The organism is Neorhizobium sp. AL 9.2.2, assembly GCF_013317225.1.
Classification (GTDB): Bacteria; Pseudomonadota; Alphaproteobacteria; order Rhizobiales; family Rhizobiaceae; genus Neorhizobium; species Neorhizobium soli.
In genome coordinates, this window is the sequence record NZ_JAALXU010000001.1 from 718,830 (window position 1) to 734,372 (window position 15,543).

The 15,543-nt window shown below is 61.5% G+C and carries 15 protein-coding genes; 8 read left to right on the forward strand and 7 right to left on the reverse strand.

The genetic code is table 11. The annotated features are described in order from the left end of the window. Positions 1-3: 3 nt before the first annotated feature. Positions 4-705, reverse strand: coding sequence for a ribonuclease HII (locus G6K99_RS03410; RefSeq protein WP_174195718.1), 702 nt, complete (start codon positions 703-705; stop codon positions 4-6). A 237-nt stretch (positions 706-942) separates the two neighbouring features. Continuing rightward, on the reverse strand, positions 943-2,100 hold the full coding sequence (locus G6K99_RS03415; RefSeq protein WP_174195719.1) for a PA0069 family radical SAM protein: 1,158 nt from the start codon (positions 2,098-2,100) through the stop codon (positions 943-945). Positions 2,101-2,230: 130 nt separating this feature from the next. Here G6K99_RS03415 and G6K99_RS03420 point away from each other — a divergent pair, with 130 nt between their 5' ends. After that, positions 2,231-2,761, forward strand: a complete 531-nt coding sequence (locus tag G6K99_RS03420) for a hypothetical protein (RefSeq protein ID WP_062579357.1) — start codon at positions 2,231-2,233, stop codon at positions 2,759-2,761. Positions 2,762-2,770: 9 nt separating this feature from the next. On the opposite strand, the gene moaB is transcribed toward G6K99_RS03420, so the two are convergent. From moaB to G6K99_RS03440, 4 genes are all read right to left on the reverse strand, one after another. Continuing rightward, positions 2,771-3,322 carry a molybdenum cofactor biosynthesis protein B gene (gene moaB, locus G6K99_RS03425; protein WP_174195720.1) on the reverse strand — a complete coding sequence of 184 codons (552 nt, stop codon included), beginning with the start codon at positions 3,320-3,322 and terminating at the stop codon, positions 2,771-2,773. Further along, positions 3,319-4,236 carry a 4-(cytidine 5'-diphospho)-2-C-methyl-D-erythritol kinase gene (locus tag G6K99_RS03430; RefSeq protein WP_174195721.1) on the reverse strand — a complete coding sequence of 306 codons (918 nt, stop codon included), beginning with the start codon at positions 4,234-4,236 and terminating at the stop codon, positions 3,319-3,321. Before G6K99_RS03430 ends, moaB begins: the two co-directional genes overlap by 4 nt. 18 nt (positions 4,237-4,254) lie before the next feature. Beyond that, positions 4,255-6,090, reverse strand: a complete 1,836-nt coding sequence (locus tag G6K99_RS03435; protein ID WP_062453681.1) for a tetratricopeptide repeat protein — start codon at positions 6,088-6,090, stop codon at positions 4,255-4,257. Between the two features lie 192 nt (positions 6,091-6,282). After that, positions 6,283-7,299, reverse strand: coding sequence for a polyprenyl synthetase family protein (locus tag G6K99_RS03440; RefSeq protein ID WP_062453680.1), 1,017 nt, complete (start codon positions 7,297-7,299; stop codon positions 6,283-6,285). Positions 7,300-7,405: 106 nt separating this feature from the next. Here G6K99_RS03440 and G6K99_RS03445 point away from each other — a divergent pair, with 106 nt between their 5' ends. The 4 genes from G6K99_RS03445 (at position 7,406) to G6K99_RS03460 (ending at position 9,605) form a co-directional block, all read left to right on the forward strand. Continuing rightward, the gene (locus tag G6K99_RS03445; RefSeq protein ID WP_062453679.1) at positions 7,406-7,627 is read left to right on the forward strand and encodes a DUF2007 domain-containing protein; all 222 of its coding nucleotides are present in this window, start codon (positions 7,406-7,408) and stop codon (positions 7,625-7,627) included. Next, positions 7,624-8,430 carry a tRNA1(Val) (adenine(37)-N6)-methyltransferase gene (locus tag G6K99_RS03450; RefSeq protein ID WP_371816118.1) on the forward strand — a complete coding sequence of 269 codons (807 nt, stop codon included), beginning with the start codon at positions 7,624-7,626 and terminating at the stop codon, positions 8,428-8,430. The genes G6K99_RS03445 and G6K99_RS03450 overlap by 4 nt, the downstream gene beginning before the upstream one ends. 83 nt (positions 8,431-8,513) lie before the next feature. Next, entirely contained in the window at positions 8,514-9,380 is an 867-nt protein-coding gene (locus tag G6K99_RS03455) for a S49 family peptidase (protein ID WP_348635206.1), read from the forward strand. A gap of 30 nt (positions 9,381-9,410) precedes the next feature. Then, on the forward strand, positions 9,411-9,605 hold the full coding sequence (locus tag G6K99_RS03460) for a hypothetical protein (RefSeq protein WP_062453677.1): 195 nt from the start codon (positions 9,411-9,413) through the stop codon (positions 9,603-9,605). A 253-nt stretch (positions 9,606-9,858) separates the two neighbouring features. Here G6K99_RS03460 and G6K99_RS03465 read toward each other — a convergent pair whose 3' ends face one another. Beyond that, positions 9,859-11,679 carry a methyl-accepting chemotaxis protein gene (locus tag G6K99_RS03465; protein ID WP_174195723.1) on the reverse strand — a complete coding sequence of 607 codons (1,821 nt, stop codon included), beginning with the start codon at positions 11,677-11,679 and terminating at the stop codon, positions 9,859-9,861. 339 nt (positions 11,680-12,018) lie between these two features. Between G6K99_RS03465 and G6K99_RS03470 the strand changes: the two genes are divergently transcribed. The 3 genes from G6K99_RS03470 to G6K99_RS03480 all read left to right on the forward strand — a co-directional run bounded on the left by G6K99_RS03470 (position 12,019) and on the right by G6K99_RS03480 (position 15,527). Beyond that, complete coding sequence (locus G6K99_RS03470; protein WP_174196035.1) at positions 12,019-12,954, forward strand: glycine--tRNA ligase subunit alpha; 936 nt, start codon at positions 12,019-12,021, stop codon at positions 12,952-12,954. A gap of 94 nt (positions 12,955-13,048) precedes the next feature. After that, positions 13,049-13,600, forward strand: a complete 552-nt coding sequence (locus G6K99_RS03475) for a LemA family protein (RefSeq protein ID WP_174195724.1) — start codon at positions 13,049-13,051, stop codon at positions 13,598-13,600. A 13-nt stretch (positions 13,601-13,613) separates the two neighbouring features. Next, the gene (locus G6K99_RS03480) at positions 13,614-15,527 is read left to right on the forward strand and encodes a DUF2207 domain-containing protein (RefSeq protein ID WP_174195725.1); all 1,914 of its coding nucleotides are present in this window, start codon (positions 13,614-13,616) and stop codon (positions 15,525-15,527) included. The last annotated feature ends 16 nt before the right edge of the window (positions 15,528-15,543 follow it).

Genomic DNA, 15,543 nt, shown 5'->3' on the forward strand with positions numbered 1-15,543 from the left:
GCGTTATGGGGTGAGGGTAATGTCCGAGGCCTGGAGATCGTCTTCCGGCAGCGGATCTTTCCGCATCGGACGAAAGCTCATCCGGTGGAGCGGGCAGGGGCCGTGGCTCGTAATGCCGTCGCGGTGCTGCTTGGTGGCGTATCCGACATGCTTGGCAAAGCCATAGGCCGGAAAAACGGTGCAGGCGCGACCCATCATCCGGTCGCGGGTGACTTTCGCCACGATCGAGGCCGCGGCGATGGAGACAGAGCGGCTATCGCCCTTGATCACGGCCTTGCCGGGGCAGGCGAGCCCAGGCGGCATGTCGCGGCCATCGGTGAGGAGATAGGCCGGCTTGATATTCAGTCCGATCACCGCACGCCGCATGGCGTCGAGACTGGCGCGCAGGATGTTGCGCTCGTCGATGAGGCGCGGACCAGACGATGCAATCGACACATGCGCCGTCGCCATGATCATCGCAAACAGCGCTTCCCGCTGCTTCAGGCTGAGCTTTTTGGAATCGTCGAGACCGGGTGGAATGTTGTCGGGATCGAGAATCACGGCGGCTGCCACAACCGGACCCGCCAAGGGACCGCGGCCTGCTTCGTCGGTGCCAGCCACCGGCCAATGTCCGGCATCCCGCGCCATCAGCTCCAGGCTGAAATCTGGAACAAATGGCGTCTCTTCAAACAATGTCGGAGAATCGGGCGGCGTGCGAAGCAACATGGCGGCAGTTTCGCACGCCCGCCCGACCTCCGGCAACCCCCGGACAACGAGTGCGGCGTCGTTGCCCACCATCGGGGGCGCCCTTTCGGGATGATGGTGGGAACCGGGGGTCTTTCGGCAGGTGATATGCGGGAACCGTGCCGAAATTCAAAATTAATCGACCTGAATGAAAGTCGCTGTAACTCTCGCGACGTCATCAGGCCGTTTCGCAGGGACGGGTGCCCCTGGAGGCCAAATTCAAAGCAGCGAAAGCTGAATGCCCGCGCCATTCGGACGAACAAACAGATCGTCCCTGAGCGGCATGCCCCGACGCGTCATGCCGAGCCGCTTCGTTGCCATCTCGAAGCGTCGCCCGATCTGCCAGGCGTAAGGACCGGTGCCCTTCATCCGCTTGCCGAACTCCGCGTCATAATCCTTTCCGTCCCGCATCGAGCGAACGAGCGACATCACATGCCGGTAGCGGTTCGGGTAATGCTGCAGCAGCCAGTCGCGGAACAGCGGCGCCACTTCCAGCGGCAGACGTAAGAGCACGTAACTCGCCTCCGTTGCGCCGGCAGCGTGCCCCGCTTCCAGGAGCCGCTCGATCTCGTGGTCGTTCAGCGCCGGAATGATCGGCGAGGTGAACACAGCTGTCGGTATGCCAGCGTCCGAGAGCGCTTTGATCGCCTCGAGCCGTTTGGCGGGCGTCGACGCGCGCGGCTCCATGCTGCGAGCAAGCTTGCGGTCGAGGGTGGTTAGCGATATCGCGACCTTGGCGAGGCCCTTCGACGCCATGTCGGAAAGAATGTCGATGTCGCGGGTGACCAGCGACGATTTTGTGACGATTGTTACGGGATGGTTGGCCTTCTGCAGTACCTCCAGGATCTGGCGCATGACGCGCCATTCCCGTTCGATCGGCTGGTAGGGATCGGTATTGGTGCCGATCGCAATCGCCCGGACCTTGTAATCGGCCCTGCTCAGTTCGCGCTCCAGAAGCTTCGGTACGTCAGGCTTGGCAAACAGTTTCGATTCGAAATCCAGCCCCGGCGAAAGCCCCATGAAACTGTGGCTCGGCCGCGCGAAGCAGTAGATGCAGCCATGCTCGCAGCCGCGGTACGGGTTGATTGAGCGGTCGAAGGGAATGTCGGGAGAATCGTTTCGGGTAATCGCGGTACGTGGCTTTTCCACCTGCACCTCGGTCCTGAACGGTTCCAGTTCCTCGATCGTCTGCCAGCCGTCGTCGAAAGCCTCGCGACGCTCCGTCTCGAAACGTCCTGAAGGGTTCAGTCCGGCGCCACGACCGCGCCGGCGATCCCCCTCGATCCGGAGGCCGGAGGTCTTCACCAATGCATCGGCAATATCAGCCGTATGAGCAGGCGCGAATGCGTCCTGCCGCAAATGGGACAGCTCGTTCATGGGGCACTCCTGACGGGAAAAATTCCCGTTCTCGAATGAACAGATTCCTATCGCGACATTGAGAACAATGCAAGAACAAACTCGCAAAGCATATGTGGTAATCCCTTGCGCAATGCGCTAGACGTTGAAAATGCTGACTGTTTTAATGGAATGCCGGGATCAGGAAGCCGAGCTCGCGCAGACGTTGTCCGTCCTTGTTTCCGCCGCGGTGGAGGGGTTGGTCAGCGATGTCGTGGTGCTCGATCACAACTCGCGCGACGGGTCCTCCCGTGTCGCGGATGCCGCCGGCTGCCGTTTCCACAGCGCTTGGGACATCGTCGATATCCTGCACAAGGCGCGCGCCGAATGGCTGCTTCTGCTGGAGCCCGGAGCGCGTCTCCAGGCCGGCTGGATCGACGAGGTGATGGAATATCTGGCGCTCAACCGTCAGCCCGTGCGGTTCTCGCCTTCGCGAACCTACCGCAAGCCGTTCCTTACAAGGATCGTCCGTTCAGTCCCGCCGCTCGAGCAGGGGCTGATCCTGCCGAAGCGCGAAGCCGTCGCGCTCGCAAAGTCCGGCATGGGTCTCGTGGATGTCGCCAAGGCCGTGACGTCAGCCGCAAAGCCGTCGAGACTAGTGAGCGAGATGATCCCAGCGTGGGTTGCCGCGTCCGCGCGATAAATCAGACCGTTACTTGCCCGATCCGCGCCGCAGATGCTCGTCCAGCCGCGGCATGATCTCGATGAAGTTGCAGGGCATGTGGCGGTAGTCCAGCTGCGCTTTCAGGATGCCGTCCCAGGCATCCTTGCAGGCACCGGGAGAGCCCGGCAGCACGAAGATGAAGGTTGCATTGGCAACGCCGCCGGTTGCCCGCGACTGGATCGTCGAGGTGCCGATCTTGTCGTAGGAAATCCGGTGAAACACCTCGGAAAACCCGTCCATCTTCTTGTCGAACAGCGGCTCCAGCGCTTCCGGCGTCACGTCGCGGCCGGTAAAGCCGGTTCCTCCGGTGGTGATGACCACGTCGATCTCAGGGTCGAGGGTCCATTCGCGCACCTGGCCGGCGATCCGCTCCTTGTCGTCGGGCACGATGGCGCGTGCCCCAAGCCTGTGACCGGCCTCCGCGATACGGGCAACCAGCGTATCGCCGGATTTGTCGTCCACCATAGTCCGGGTATCCGACACGGTCAGTACCGCGATCGAAATAGGAATGAACTGGCGCGTTTCGGCGATCTTGCTCATGGCTTTGCTCCGACGGTTTCGACCGCTTCGACATACCAGTCCGGCTTCAGGGCGGTAAGCGCCTGCGCGGCGGCTTCCGCGTCTGTCTTCGAAGGGAACACACCGAAACAGGTCGCTCCGGATCCGGACATGCGCACCAACTCGGCACCTTGCGCTGCGATCATCGCGGAGAGTTCCTCGATCTCGGGGATGAGCGCGCGAGCCGGCGGCTCCAGGTCGTTGCGAAGCGTTTTCAGGTAAGGCAGCCAGCCGCCTGCATCGGTCGGCGTCGGCGGCAAGGCCTCGTTTTCCTTGTCCACCAGTAGCTTGAAAATCTCAGGCGTCGAGACGCTGATCAGCGGGTTGGCGAGCACGAGGGAAAGGGACGGCATGGTCGGCAGCGGTTCAAGCCTTTCGCCGATCCCCTCGGCCAGAACGGCAGCCCCCGTCAGGCACATGGGCACGTCGGCACCCAGCGAAAGGCCAAGCGCCAGAAGGGCTGCTTCCGGTATTTCCGCATTCCACAGCCGGAACAGGCCACGAAGCGTGGCCGCCGCATCGGCCGACCCGCCTCCGATCCCGGCCGCGATCGGTAGTTTCTTCTCGAGGTGGATCGAAACGGGAGGCGCCGGAAAGCCGTTGGAAACCAGCTGCTGGCGAAAGAGATCGCGCGCCTTGATCACGAGATTGCCAGCCTGGCCCGCCTCGTCATTTGAAAGCTCGGACGCAAAGCGGCCGGAAACGGAAAACTCATCCGCTTCCGAGAGCGTGAAGGTCAGCTCGTCACCGAGATCGGCGAAGGTGACGACGCTTTCCAGCAGGTGGAACCCGTCATAGCGAAGCCCCACGACATGCAGGCCAAGATTGATCTTCGCAGGCGCAAGTTCCGTCAGGGCCACCTCTGTGGCGGCGTCTTGCGTATCGGATATGGTCATGCTGGAAAGCCCGCTTTATCAGGATTTCTTGTCGGGAGTGGCAGGTGCCGGCGGGGCAGGCGGCACTGGTGCTGCCTGGCCGCGATCGGCCGTCGTCGCGTTCGGATCGAGCGGCGGCAGGCCGTTGGCGATCTTTTCCTTGACCATTTCCTTGTTGACGTCCTCGCCTTCGGAGATCAGCGTCCGGTTCCACTGGTAGACCGCTTCCAGCTTGCGGCCGACACGCCAGTAGGCATCGCCCAGATGGTCGTTGATCGTCGCATCGCCGGCCCGCAATTGTACCGCGCGTTCCAGTTCGGTCACGGCTTCATCGAACTTGCCGAGGCGGAAATAGGCCCATCCCAGCGAATCGACGATATAGCCATCGTCCGGCCGCGCATCGACTGCCTTGCGGATCATGTCGAGGCCTTCGGCAAGGTTGAGGTTGAGGTCGACAAGCGAATAGCCGAGATAATTCAGAACCTGCGGCTGCTCGGGGTTGAGCTCCAGGGCCCGACGGAAATTCGGCTCGGCCTTGTCGAACTGCTTCAGGCGTTCATAGGAAATGCCGCGCTGGAAGAACACGGTCCAGTCGCCCGGCTTCGGCACGGAGCCGATCATTTCGACAGCCTTGTCGTAATTGGCGGCCATCGCCTTGTAGTCCTTGGCTTCGGAAAGTACGCTGCCATAGGCGATATAGCTGCGGATGTCGGCCGGATCCGAATCGATCAGCGCCTTCAGATGGCTCTTTGCCTCGTCGACCTTGCCGGTATCGGACAGGGTGATGCCCAGCTGCAGTTCGGAAATCCGGCGCATCGGGCTGTCGGCCGGCACCTTTGCATAAAGCTCGATGGCGCGTTGCGGCTGTTCCATCTTCTCGGCAATGCCGCCGAGCAGGATCAGCGTGTCGGCGCTCTTCGGGTCCATCGCATGGGAGATCTGCAGGTAGAGACCGACCATATCCTCGGCGCCCTGGCGGTTCAGCGCGCCGCCGATCGAAAACAGCACGCCGGCCGCGCCTTCGGCAGCGTTGGTGATCTGCTGCTCGGGCTTCTCGCCCTTTTCAATGCTCTGGCGAAGCGCCTTCAGTGGCGCATAGTTGCTGATCATCTGGTCGCCGACCGAAATCGCGTCGAGCGCCTTCTGCTTGTTGCCGGCAGCGGCTTCAAGACGGGCAAGCGCCATGATGGCGCGCATGAACGTATCGGGCGCTGTCGCAACCGCTTCCTGGTTGGTAATGGCGGTGGTCAGATATTTGCGTGCACTGGCCGTGTCGCCGGAAACCAGCGCCATGGCGCCAAGATGATAGTCCGTAAACACCTTGAACCAGTCAGGCCCCTTGAGGCCGGCAATAGTCGAGATCGCCTGACGGCCGCGGCCTGCGCCGACATCCGCCCACGCCATCATCATCTGGTGGGTCAGCCGGTCAAGATCGTTCGGGCCGGTATAGGCAAGCGTCTTCTTGGCGGCATCGAAGCGCTTGTCGCGGATCGCGTCCAGCCCCCGCACGATGCGGGTGATGCGCTCGACCCCGGCATCGTCCTTCAGCCTCTCCGCTTCGCTCAAGCCGCCTTCGAAATCGCCGCTCAGAAACAGCGAAATCATCAGCCGTTCGCGGATTTCAAGGTTGGCCGCATCAAAGGACAGCGCCTTGCGATAGAGCGCAATCGCGTTCGCGTAATCATGGTCGACATCGGCGGTGCGGGCAGCGAGGAACGCGCCCGAAAACGACTGCGCGTCGCTGGCATCAAATTTCACGCTCTCCGCGGCGGCCGGCTTCGCCTCTGGCGTCGCCGCTTGCGCTGCACCGGCGAGCATGAGAACGGCTGCGAGCGCTGCGCTGGAAAGCAGACGGAGGCTGTATTTCTGCCGCATAAAAAGAATGCCTTTCGTGGTGGGCCTTGAGCAGGCGACGCTTTGACGGTGGCAAATCGCCACCATCCCGCGCCAATTGAGTCATGACAGAATGGCTTTTTTGAAGCATGTCCGCAAGGAATTCTCCGGCATCGCAAAGAGCGGATGCCGGGCAGGAACGGTCACACCTTCGTCAACGCGACGGAGGGAGCGTCAGTTCACGCGCTGGATGGAGAAGTCGATCACCTCGAGCATCGCGGATTTGAGCGGCGATGCCGGCAGCGGCGCCAGCGCATCGCGGGCAATCGTGCCGTAATGCAGGGCCCGACCGATCGTGTCGTTCAGCGCGTCGTATTTCTTGATCAGGCCCAGCGCCTTTTCAAGATTTTCCTCGCTGCTTTCGCCCTGTTCGATCGCCGTCTTCCAGAATGCCCGCTCCGTTTCGGTGCCACGCCGGTAGGCAAGGATGACTGGAAGCGTGATCTTTCCCTCGCGGAAATCGTCGCCGACATTCTTGCCGAGATCGGCAGCGGTGCCGCCGTAATCGAGCGCGTCGTCGACCAGCTGGAAAGCGTAGCCGAGGTTCATACCGTAGGAGCGCATTGCGGAACGCCCGGCCTTGTCGGCATTGGCGATGATCGGCCCGACTTCCGCCGCCGCCGCAAACAACGCCGCCGTCTTGGCGCGAATGACGGAGAGATAGTCGTCCTCGGTGGTTTCCATGTTCTTGGCGACGGAAAGCTGAAGCACTTCGCCTTCCGCAATCACGGAAGCCGCGGTTGCCAGAACGTCCAGCGCTTCAAGCGAACCAACTTCGACCATCATCTTGAAGGACTGGCCGAGCAGAAAGTCGCCGACGAGAACACTGGCCTGGTTGCCCCAGATCATCCGTGCGGTGGATTTGCCGCGGCGCAGATCGCTTTCGTCCACCACATCGTCATGCAGCAGCGTTGCCGTGTGCATGAATTCGACGCTGGTCGCGAGCTTCACATGGCCTTCGCCCTTGTAGCCGAACAGCACCGCAGACGCGAGCGTCAGCATCGGCCGAAGCCGCTTGCCGCCCGACGAGATCAGGTGGTTGGCAACTTCCGGGATCATTTGCACGTCGGAGCCTGCCTTCGACAGGATCAGCTGGTTGACCCGCTCCATGTCTCCTCTCGTGAGGTCCACCAGGGGCTTCACGGAAGCAGATTTGTTTTTGCCTTCTTCAAGCGGTATTACGACGCCCAACGACCGGACTCCTAAATTAAGTTCCGGCTTGGACAATAGAAAGCGTGGCAGGATGCGGCAAGTGACAATTCGCTGACCTGCCGTTTTTGAGGGGGATTTTTGCCGCATGCGGGAACTCATTCGCGCCAACGACCCGGTGCTTCTCTCGGTTGCGAGCAGCCTGATGAAGGATGCCGGCATTCATTTTATGGTTGCGGACCAGTCCATGAGCGTGCTCGAAGGCTCGCTCGGCATGCTGTCGAAGCGCTTCCTTGTCGAGGAGGAGAGGGGAGATGAAGCCCGCCGCATCCTGATCGATGCCGGCCTGGAGGCGGAGCTTCGCCCGTGACCACGTCCGCCGGCATCCCGCAGGATCTTTCGTCGGACTTCACCATCGATGCGTTTCACCGCGGCCGCTTCCATCTGGTGCAGCCGAAGGGCGGCGGCCACCGGTCCGGCGTGGATGCGATGCTGCTCGCCTCGCTTGTGGCGGACGAACGGTCCGTTTCGGTTGCCGATCTCGGATCCGGCGCCGGTGCCGCAGGACTAGCGGTCGCGAGCCGGCTCGAAAACGCCCGCATCGTTCTGGTCGAGAAATTGCCGTTGATGGCGGAGTATGCGCGGCGAACGCTGGCTTTGCCGGAAAATGCTTTCCTGTCTGACCGTATCACGGTTCTCGGCGCCGATGTGACGCTCACGGGCAAGGCCCGGGTCGACGCGGGATTGCACGACGGCGTGCACGACCATGTGATCATGAACCCGCCCTTCAACCACGCCGACGACCGCATAACGCCGGATGCCTTGAAAGCCGAAGCGCATGCGATGACCGCTGGCCTGTTCGAAAACTGGCTGCGCACGGCCGCCGCCATCATGAAACCCGGCGGGCAATTGTCGCTGATCGCCCGTCCGGATTCCATCGTCGATATCATCGAGGCCTGCGGCAAGCGCTTCGGCGGGCTTGAAATAACCCCGGTCCACCCCCGCCCGGGCGAGGATGCGACCCGCATCCTGGTAACCGGCGTCAAGGGATCGAGAGCGCGGCTGGTGTTCCGCGCGCCGCTGATCGTGCATGGAGCGGATGGCAATTCCTTCATGTCGCAGGCGGATGATTTGAACAACGGTCGCACCGCCTATCACCGAAGACGGCGATAAACCCCGTTTTTAGAGGCTCAGCCATTGTGTTCGCCCTTCGAGAACATACATCCAGGCTTCCGATATATGCTTGAACAGGATGGATGATGAGCTTCTTGAATCGCCTGCTGCCAAAACGTTTCCGCAAGACCGGTTTGTCGATCCCGGTGGTCCGACTGCATGGCACGATCATGGCGGGCGGCAGCCAGTTCAAGCAGACGCTCAACATCGCAACCGTGGCGCCGATGCTGGAAAAGGCCTTCGCAAAGAAGGATGCGCCGGTCGTTGCCATCTCCATCAATTCGCCGGGCGGCTCGCCTGTCCAGTCGCGGTTGATCTACCAGCGCATCCGGGCTCTCGCCGAGGAAAAGGACAAGAAGGTTCTGATCTTCGTGGAAGATGTAGCAGCGTCCGGCGGCTACATGATTGCCCTTGCCGGCGACGAAATCTTTGCCGATCCGACATCGATCGTAGGCTCGATCGGCGTCGTGTCTGGTGGTTTCGGCTTCCCGGAAATGCTGAAGAAGATCGGCGTCGAACGCCGCGTCTATACGGCCGGCGAGAACAAGGTGATTCTCGATCCTTTCCAGCCGGAAAAGGAAGGCGACATCGAGTACCTGAAGACGCTGCAGCTCGAGATCCACCGGGTCTTCATCGACATGGTGAAATCGCGCCGCGGGTCACGGCTTGGCGAAGATAGCACGATTTTCTCCGGGCTCTTCTGGACTGGTACCCGTGGCCTCGAACTCGGCCTCATCGATGGGCTGGGCGAGATGCGCGATGTGATCAAGCGCCGTTTCGGCAAGGATGCCAAGCTGGAGCTGATCGGCGGCACGCGGACCCTGTTCGGTCGCCGGGTGCCGGGCGTTGCGCTAGGATCCGCCAATCTGGGGGAAATTGCCTCAGGCGCCACGGCAGGTCTTGCCGAAGGCCTGGAAGAACGGGCAATGTGGAGCCGCTTCGGGCTCTGATATGCCCGCCTTATAAGGTTTCGACGGGAAATGGCTCAGCTCATACTTCTGGCCCTGCTGATCGGCGGCGGATGGATGCTCTACAAGCGCTTCATCAAGGACGCGGAACGGCTCACGGCGCGCACGCGCCGCGAGGAAGAGCAGCAACGCACCGGTGCCATGGGAACGCTGGAAAAGGATCCGGTGACGGGCGAATACCGGGTCAAGCGCGACGACGACGTCTGATCAGGCTGTCGCCGGCGAGTAGTCGCCGTCGATACGGTTTAAAGACATACACTTTGATATTGCCCTCATGGCCGCGTCACCCGCTTGCCACGTTGCTCCATCCTCTACTCGCGCTCTCGTTCCTTCCTCCGCCCACCTCTCCGTCTCTTCCCTGACAAGCACAGGAATGAGGGAGGTTGGCGCTCCACATAGAAAAAAAGCAGCGTCCGTTCCCGGGCGCTGCTTTTGCGTTGGTAGTTCCTGGCTCCGATGATCAGGCAGCCCGGCGTGTCTTGTCATGCTTTGTGGCAGAGGGCCGGCCGAGTGTGAACTGTGAGATCAGCTCGTGCAGACGGTGGCTTTCGGTGGCCAATGAGGCGCTGGCGGCGCTGGTTTCCTCCACCATCGCTGCATTGCGCTGCGTCACCTGGTCCATCTGGTTGACGGCTGTATTGACCTCGGCAAGACCGACCGACTGCTCGCGCGACGACGTTGCGATCGCGTCCATATGCTGGTTTATGGTAATAATGTAGTCGCCGATCACCTTCAGGGAGCCGCCGGTTTCCCGCACCAGTTTCACACCGCTCTCGACCTCTGTCGTCGAATTCCGGATCAGTTCCTTGATCTCCTTGGCGGCCCGAGCAGAGCGCTGCGCCAGCTCACGGACTTCCTGTGCGACCACCGCAAAGCCCTTGCCGGCCTCACCGGCGCGTGCGGCCTCGACGCCCGCATTGAGCGCCAAAAGGTTGGTCTGAAAGGCGATCTCGTCGATGACGCCGATGATGCTGGAGATCTGTCCCGAGGACTCCTCAATCCGCTGCATCGCATCGACCGCACTGGCAACGACGATGCCGGACTGGGTGGCGCTGGCATTGGCCTGGATCGCGATCGCGCGGGCTTCGTCGGCGCGCTTGGAGGCGTTGGCGACATTGATGGTGATCTGGTCGAGCGCCGCAGCAGTTTCTTCCAGCGAGGCGGCCTGCTGTTCCGTGCGTTTCGACAGGTCGTCTGAACTGATGCTGATTTCGCGGGTGCCGGTGTCGATCGAGCCTGCCGCCTGTGCGACGGTGGTCAGCGTCTGGTCAAGTTGGTGTACGGCTGTGTTCAGGTCGTGCCGCAGCGCTTCAAAATCAGGTGCGAAAGCGTCCGAGAGATGAAAGCTGAGATCGCCTGCCGCGAGCTTTCGCAGCCCGCCCGCCAGGCTGGAGGTTGCCTCGTGCAGCATCACGCGGGCTGCCGCTTCTGCTTCCCTGGTCACCCGGATGCGATCGGCTTCGTTGCGCTCCCGCGCGGCAATCGCCTCCGCTTCCAGTCGCTTGTTGGTAATCGCTGCCTGCCGGAACACCTCGACAGCCGTCGCCATCTCGCCGATTTCGTCGGTGCGATTGATCCCCGTGATGGACAGCGCCGTGTTGCCTCCGACCAGCTTCTGCATGTCGCCTGCAAGAAAGCGGATCGGCTGAATGATGGTCTTTCGCGATACGAACAGCAGGACAAGCGCAGATACGGCCGTTGCGGCCAGCACAGTCTTGAGGATCGTGTCGATCAGAACCGCCAGCCGGTCGCTGTTGAGCTTGACGCCGTCGGACAGCGACGAGATGCTATCGCCTGCTTTTTCCATGGCGGTTTCGAGGATCGAGAATTGCTGCTGGAATGCAGGCAGCGACAACAGTGCTTGATCCGGGTGGCTCGCTGCCTGCGCGACAATGGCGCTGGCATTGTCGATGTAACCGCGCAGAGGCGTATCCAGGTTTTTAAGAACAGCCTGTATCTCGGGATCGGTCACCAGAGCCTTGTTGTCGTCGATTGCCTTGCGGAACGACTCGACATGCTCTTTCAGATCCGAGGTGACGTCAGCGGTGGAGATCTCGCCTTGTGCATTGCGCGCCATCAGTGCCGAAAGAACATCGGCGCGCAGGGCGTCGTGCATCATGTCGGCCTGCATGTGATTGCGCAAAATCTCGGCGGTGCGCGCGACGGTATCGACATTGTTCGTCAGCGTCGTCGAACCCCAAATCCCGGCTCCGGCAGCACCGCCCGCAAGCACGAACATCGCAAGGCTCGTAAAGATCATCTTGGTACGAATTGTTACCATTTCAATCGTCCTATTGTGCGGATTTGTTGAAATTTAGCATAGTTTACTTAAGAAAAATGAAACGTTCCGACGCCCGGTCCGGTCTGGCGGGTTCTATACTTGGCAACGAAATCAGAGATTTATCCGAACGGTGCTTTGAACCATAGGTGACCTGCCCCTGCGTGAATTGCGATTGATCAAGTGACGTTTGGCCCGGCGATGTCGCGGTTCGCAACTGCGGCCGCAGCCGGTCGAATGCCGCAAAACTCTTGACCCCCAGTCCCGCCCGTGGCACCTGACGCCACCGGAAATAAGCAAATAGCGACCAGTCCCATGACCGCCACGACCCTGCCAGATCACATGAACCCGAAGCGCTCGTTCCAGGCGCTGATCCTGACCTTGCATGCCTATTGGGCCGACAAGGGATGTGCGGTCCTGCAGCCCTACGACATGGAAGTCGGTGCCGGCACGTTCCATCCGGCCACCACGTTGCGCGCGCTCGGCCCGAAGCCGTGGAAGGCCGCCTATGTGCAGCCGTCGCGCCGCCCGTCCGATGGTCGCTACGGCGAAAATCCCAACCGGTTGCAGCACTATTACCAGTATCAGGTCATCCTGAAGCCGAACCCTTCCAACCTGCAGGAACTCTATCTGGGGTCGCTTGCCGCGATCGGTCTTGATCCGCTTCTGCACGATGTGCGCTTTGTCGAGGACGACTGGGAAAGCCCGACGCTCGGCGCCTGGGGTCTCGGCTGGGAATGCTGGTGCGACGGCATGGAAGTGTCGCAGTTCACATACTTCCAGCAGGTCTGCGGCATCGAATGCTCGCCGGTCGCCGGCGAACTGACCTATGGTCTCGAACGACTGGCCATGTATGTCCAGGGCGTCGACAACGTCTATGATCTGAACTTCAACGGCCGCGAAGGCGAAGAGAAGATCTCCTATGGGGATGTCTTCCTGCAGGCCGAGCAGGAATATTCCCGCCACAACTTCGAATTCGCCAACACCGAAATGCTGCACCGGCACTTCATCGATGCCGAAAAGGAATGCCAGGCGCTGCTCGCCTTCGGCGCGCCGGGCGATCAGTCCAACCAGATGCTGCACAAATGCGTTTTCCCGGCCTATGACCAGTGCATCAAGGCATCGCACGTGTTCAACCTGCTGGATGCCCGCGGCGTGATTTCGGTGACTGAGCGCCAGAGCTATATCCTGCGGGTGCGCACGCTGGCCAAGGCCTGCGGCGAAGCCTTCCTGCTGACGGATGCCGGTGGTGCCAAACTCGGCCGGGAAGCTGCCTAGAGCGTTTCCGGGCTAACCCACCGATTTCCAGTGACAATTCATTGAACCCGACTTAGTCTCCGCCCGGCTATTATTATCCGGGGGAGTTCTCGTCATGTATATCGCGCTCGGCATTCTTGCCCTCGTGGCTGTCTATCTCGTCATAATCTATAACGGCCTCGTCAAGGCGCGACAGATGGCGGAGGAAGCCTGGTCCGGCATCGACGTGCAGCTGAAGCGCCGCGCCGACCTGATCCCCAACCTGATCGAGACCGTCAAGGGCTACGCCGCCCATGAAAAGGGCACGTTCGAAGAGGTCGTGCGGCTGCGCAACCAGGCACAGGCGGTGCCGGCCGGCGACGTCGCGGGCCGTGCCCAGGCCGAAGGCATGCTTTCCCAGGCGCTCGGAAAACTGTTTGCGCTGGCCGAAGCCTATCCGGATCTCAAGGCCAACCAGAATTTCTCCGAACTGCAGGCATCGCTCGAAACCATCGAAAGCGAGATCCAGATGTCGCGCCGCTATTACAACGGTGCTGCGCGCGAACTGAACGTCAAGGTGGAAACCTTTCCTAACAACCTTGTTGCCGGCCAGTTCGGCTTCTCCAAACGCGAATACTTCGAGATCACCAACGAAGCCGATCGCGCCGTTCCCACCGTGAAATTCTGATCGGAGCCGGCTGATGGTTCGGCGCCTTGTTCTCGCTGTTGTGCTTTTCTGCGCGGCATGGCTTCCGGCCGCTGCCGAAGAGTATATCCGCAGCTACCATTCCGAAATCGCAGTCGCGCCGGATGGCGAGCTCACGGTGACCGAGACGATCGTCGCCAGGTCGGAAGGCAACCGCATCCGCCGCGGCATCTTCCGCGACTTTCCGCTGACCATGATCGATGCCGAGGGCCGCACGGTTCGGGTCGGCTTCGATATCGTCTCCGTCACCCGCGATGGCCGCGATGAGCCCTACCGGACCGAGACGATCGCCGGCGGCATCCGCATCTATTCCGGAGACCAGAACGTTTTCCTGCGTGATGGCGAGCATACATTCGTGCTCACCTACAGGACCGACCGGCAGATCCGCTACTTTGCCGATCACGACGAACTGTACTGGAACGTCACCGGCAACGGCTGGGATTTCCGCATCACCCAGGCCTCGGCGCGGGTGACGCTGCCGGATGGCGGGCAGGTGCAGCAGACGGCTGCCTTTACCGGCCCGCTCGGCTCGACCGCCCGCAATGCCCGCATGCAGGCAAACGGTGACTATGCTGTCTTTGCAACAACCCGACCGCTCGGCCCCCAGGAAGGGCTGACGATTGTTGCCGGTTTTCCGAAAGGCGTCGTCGCCGTACCCTCCAAGGATCAGGAACGCAGCTGGTGGCTGCGCGATCATATGGGCACGCTGATTGCCGGCGCCGGTCTCGTCATCGTGCTGGCCTATTACTTTGCCGTCTGGAAACGCGTCGGCCGCGATCCGGCCCGCGGCATCGTCGTTCCGCGCTGGGATGCGCCCGATGGCCTGTCTCCGGCGCTGGTCAACTATATCGACAACAAGGGCTTTTCCGGTGGCGGCTGGACCGCCTTTGCGGCGAGCGCCATCGATCTTGCCGTCAAGGGCTATGTCGTGCTCGATGATCTCTCAAAGCAGATCGTCATCAGGCGCACCGACAAGGGGAGCGGTCGCGATCTGCCCGCCGGTCAGTCCGTCATTCTCGCAGCCGTCGGCGGCAAGGGTGAAAGCTTCGTCATCGACAAGGACAACGGCACCACCGTCCAGACCGTCGGCAAGAATTTCCGGCAGGCGATCGAACGCGAGCATCGCGGCAAATATTACAACGCCAACTGGGGCTATGTTCTCGGTGGCATCGGCCTCAGCGTCATCTTTCTCATAGCCTTGCTCGTGTTCGGCAATCTGGAACCGGATATGGTCGCCGTGCTGATTGTGCCGGTCTTCGTCGCTGTCTTCTTCGGCTTCATCGCGGTCGGCTTCGGCAAGAAGCTGCGGCGCGGCTCGTCGCTGTTTGGCCGCATCATGACCGTAGTCGTGCTCGGCTTTATCGGCCTCGTCGCGCTCTCCATCGTCTCCTCGGTTCTGGTGGCGCTCGTCTCCGAACTCACCGGCACCGATCACTGGCCGCTGCTCGTATCGGTCGGCGGCATCGTGCTCGCCAACGTCATGTTCTTCTTCCTGATGGGCGCGCCGACACCGATCGGCGCCAAGCTGATGGACGGGATCGAAGGCCTGCGCCTCTATCTGACCGTCGCCGAGAAGGACCGCATGAACATGGCCGGCGCACCGGAAATGTCGCCGCAGCATTTCGAAAAGCTTCTGCCCTATGCGGTAGCGCTCGGCGTCGAAAAGCCGTGGAGCCAGGCATTCGACACTTGGCTTGCGGCAGCCGGTCTCGGCGCCGCCTACACCGCCGCCTGGTATCACGGCGGCGGCTTCAACAGTTTCGGAGACCGCATCGGCGGCTTCTCCTCCTCCATGGCCTCGACCATATCCTCGACCCTGCCACAACCCACATCCTCCTCATCATCAGGCTTCTCCGGCGGCGGCTTCTCGGGTGGTGGCGGCGGTGGAGGCGGTGGAGGCGGCTGGTAGTGTCCTTCACCTCCCC

What these genes read in the sequence shown, in the direction of transcription:
- G6K99_RS03410 (WP_174195718.1), bottom strand. Translation starts at nt 705, where the DNA reads ATGTTGCTTCGCACGCCGCCCGATTCTCCGACATTGTTTGAAGAGACG.
- G6K99_RS03415 (WP_174195719.1), bottom strand. Translation starts at nt 2,100, where the DNA reads ATGAACGAGCTGTCCCATTTGCGGCAGGACGCATTCGCGCCTGCTCAT.
- G6K99_RS03420 (WP_062579357.1), top strand. Translation starts at nt 2,231, where the DNA reads ATGCTGACTGTTTTAATGGAATGCCGGGATCAGGAAGCCGAGCTCGCG.
- moaB (WP_174195720.1), bottom strand. Translation starts at nt 3,322, where the DNA reads ATGAGCAAGATCGCCGAAACGCGCCAGTTCATTCCTATTTCGATCGCG.
- G6K99_RS03430 (WP_174195721.1), bottom strand. Translation starts at nt 4,236, where the DNA reads ATGACCATATCCGATACGCAAGACGCCGCCACAGAGGTGGCCCTGACG.
- G6K99_RS03435 (WP_062453681.1), bottom strand. Translation starts at nt 6,090, where the DNA reads ATGCGGCAGAAATACAGCCTCCGTCTGCTTTCCAGCGCAGCGCTCGCA.
- G6K99_RS03445 (WP_062453679.1), top strand. Translation starts at nt 7,406, where the DNA reads ATGCGGGAACTCATTCGCGCCAACGACCCGGTGCTTCTCTCGGTTGCG.
- G6K99_RS03455 (WP_348635206.1), top strand. Translation starts at nt 8,514, where the DNA reads ATGATGAGCTTCTTGAATCGCCTGCTGCCAAAACGTTTCCGCAAGACC.
- G6K99_RS03460 (WP_062453677.1), top strand. Translation starts at nt 9,411, where the DNA reads ATGGCTCAGCTCATACTTCTGGCCCTGCTGATCGGCGGCGGATGGATG.
- G6K99_RS03465 (WP_174195723.1), bottom strand. Translation starts at nt 11,679, where the DNA reads ATGGTAACAATTCGTACCAAGATGATCTTTACGAGCCTTGCGATGTTC.
- G6K99_RS03470 (WP_174196035.1), top strand. Translation starts at nt 12,019, where the DNA reads ATGAACCCGAAGCGCTCGTTCCAGGCGCTGATCCTGACCTTGCATGCC.
- G6K99_RS03475 (WP_174195724.1), top strand. Translation starts at nt 13,049, where the DNA reads ATGTATATCGCGCTCGGCATTCTTGCCCTCGTGGCTGTCTATCTCGTC.
- G6K99_RS03480 (WP_174195725.1), top strand. Translation starts at nt 13,614, where the DNA reads ATGGTTCGGCGCCTTGTTCTCGCTGTTGTGCTTTTCTGCGCGGCATGG.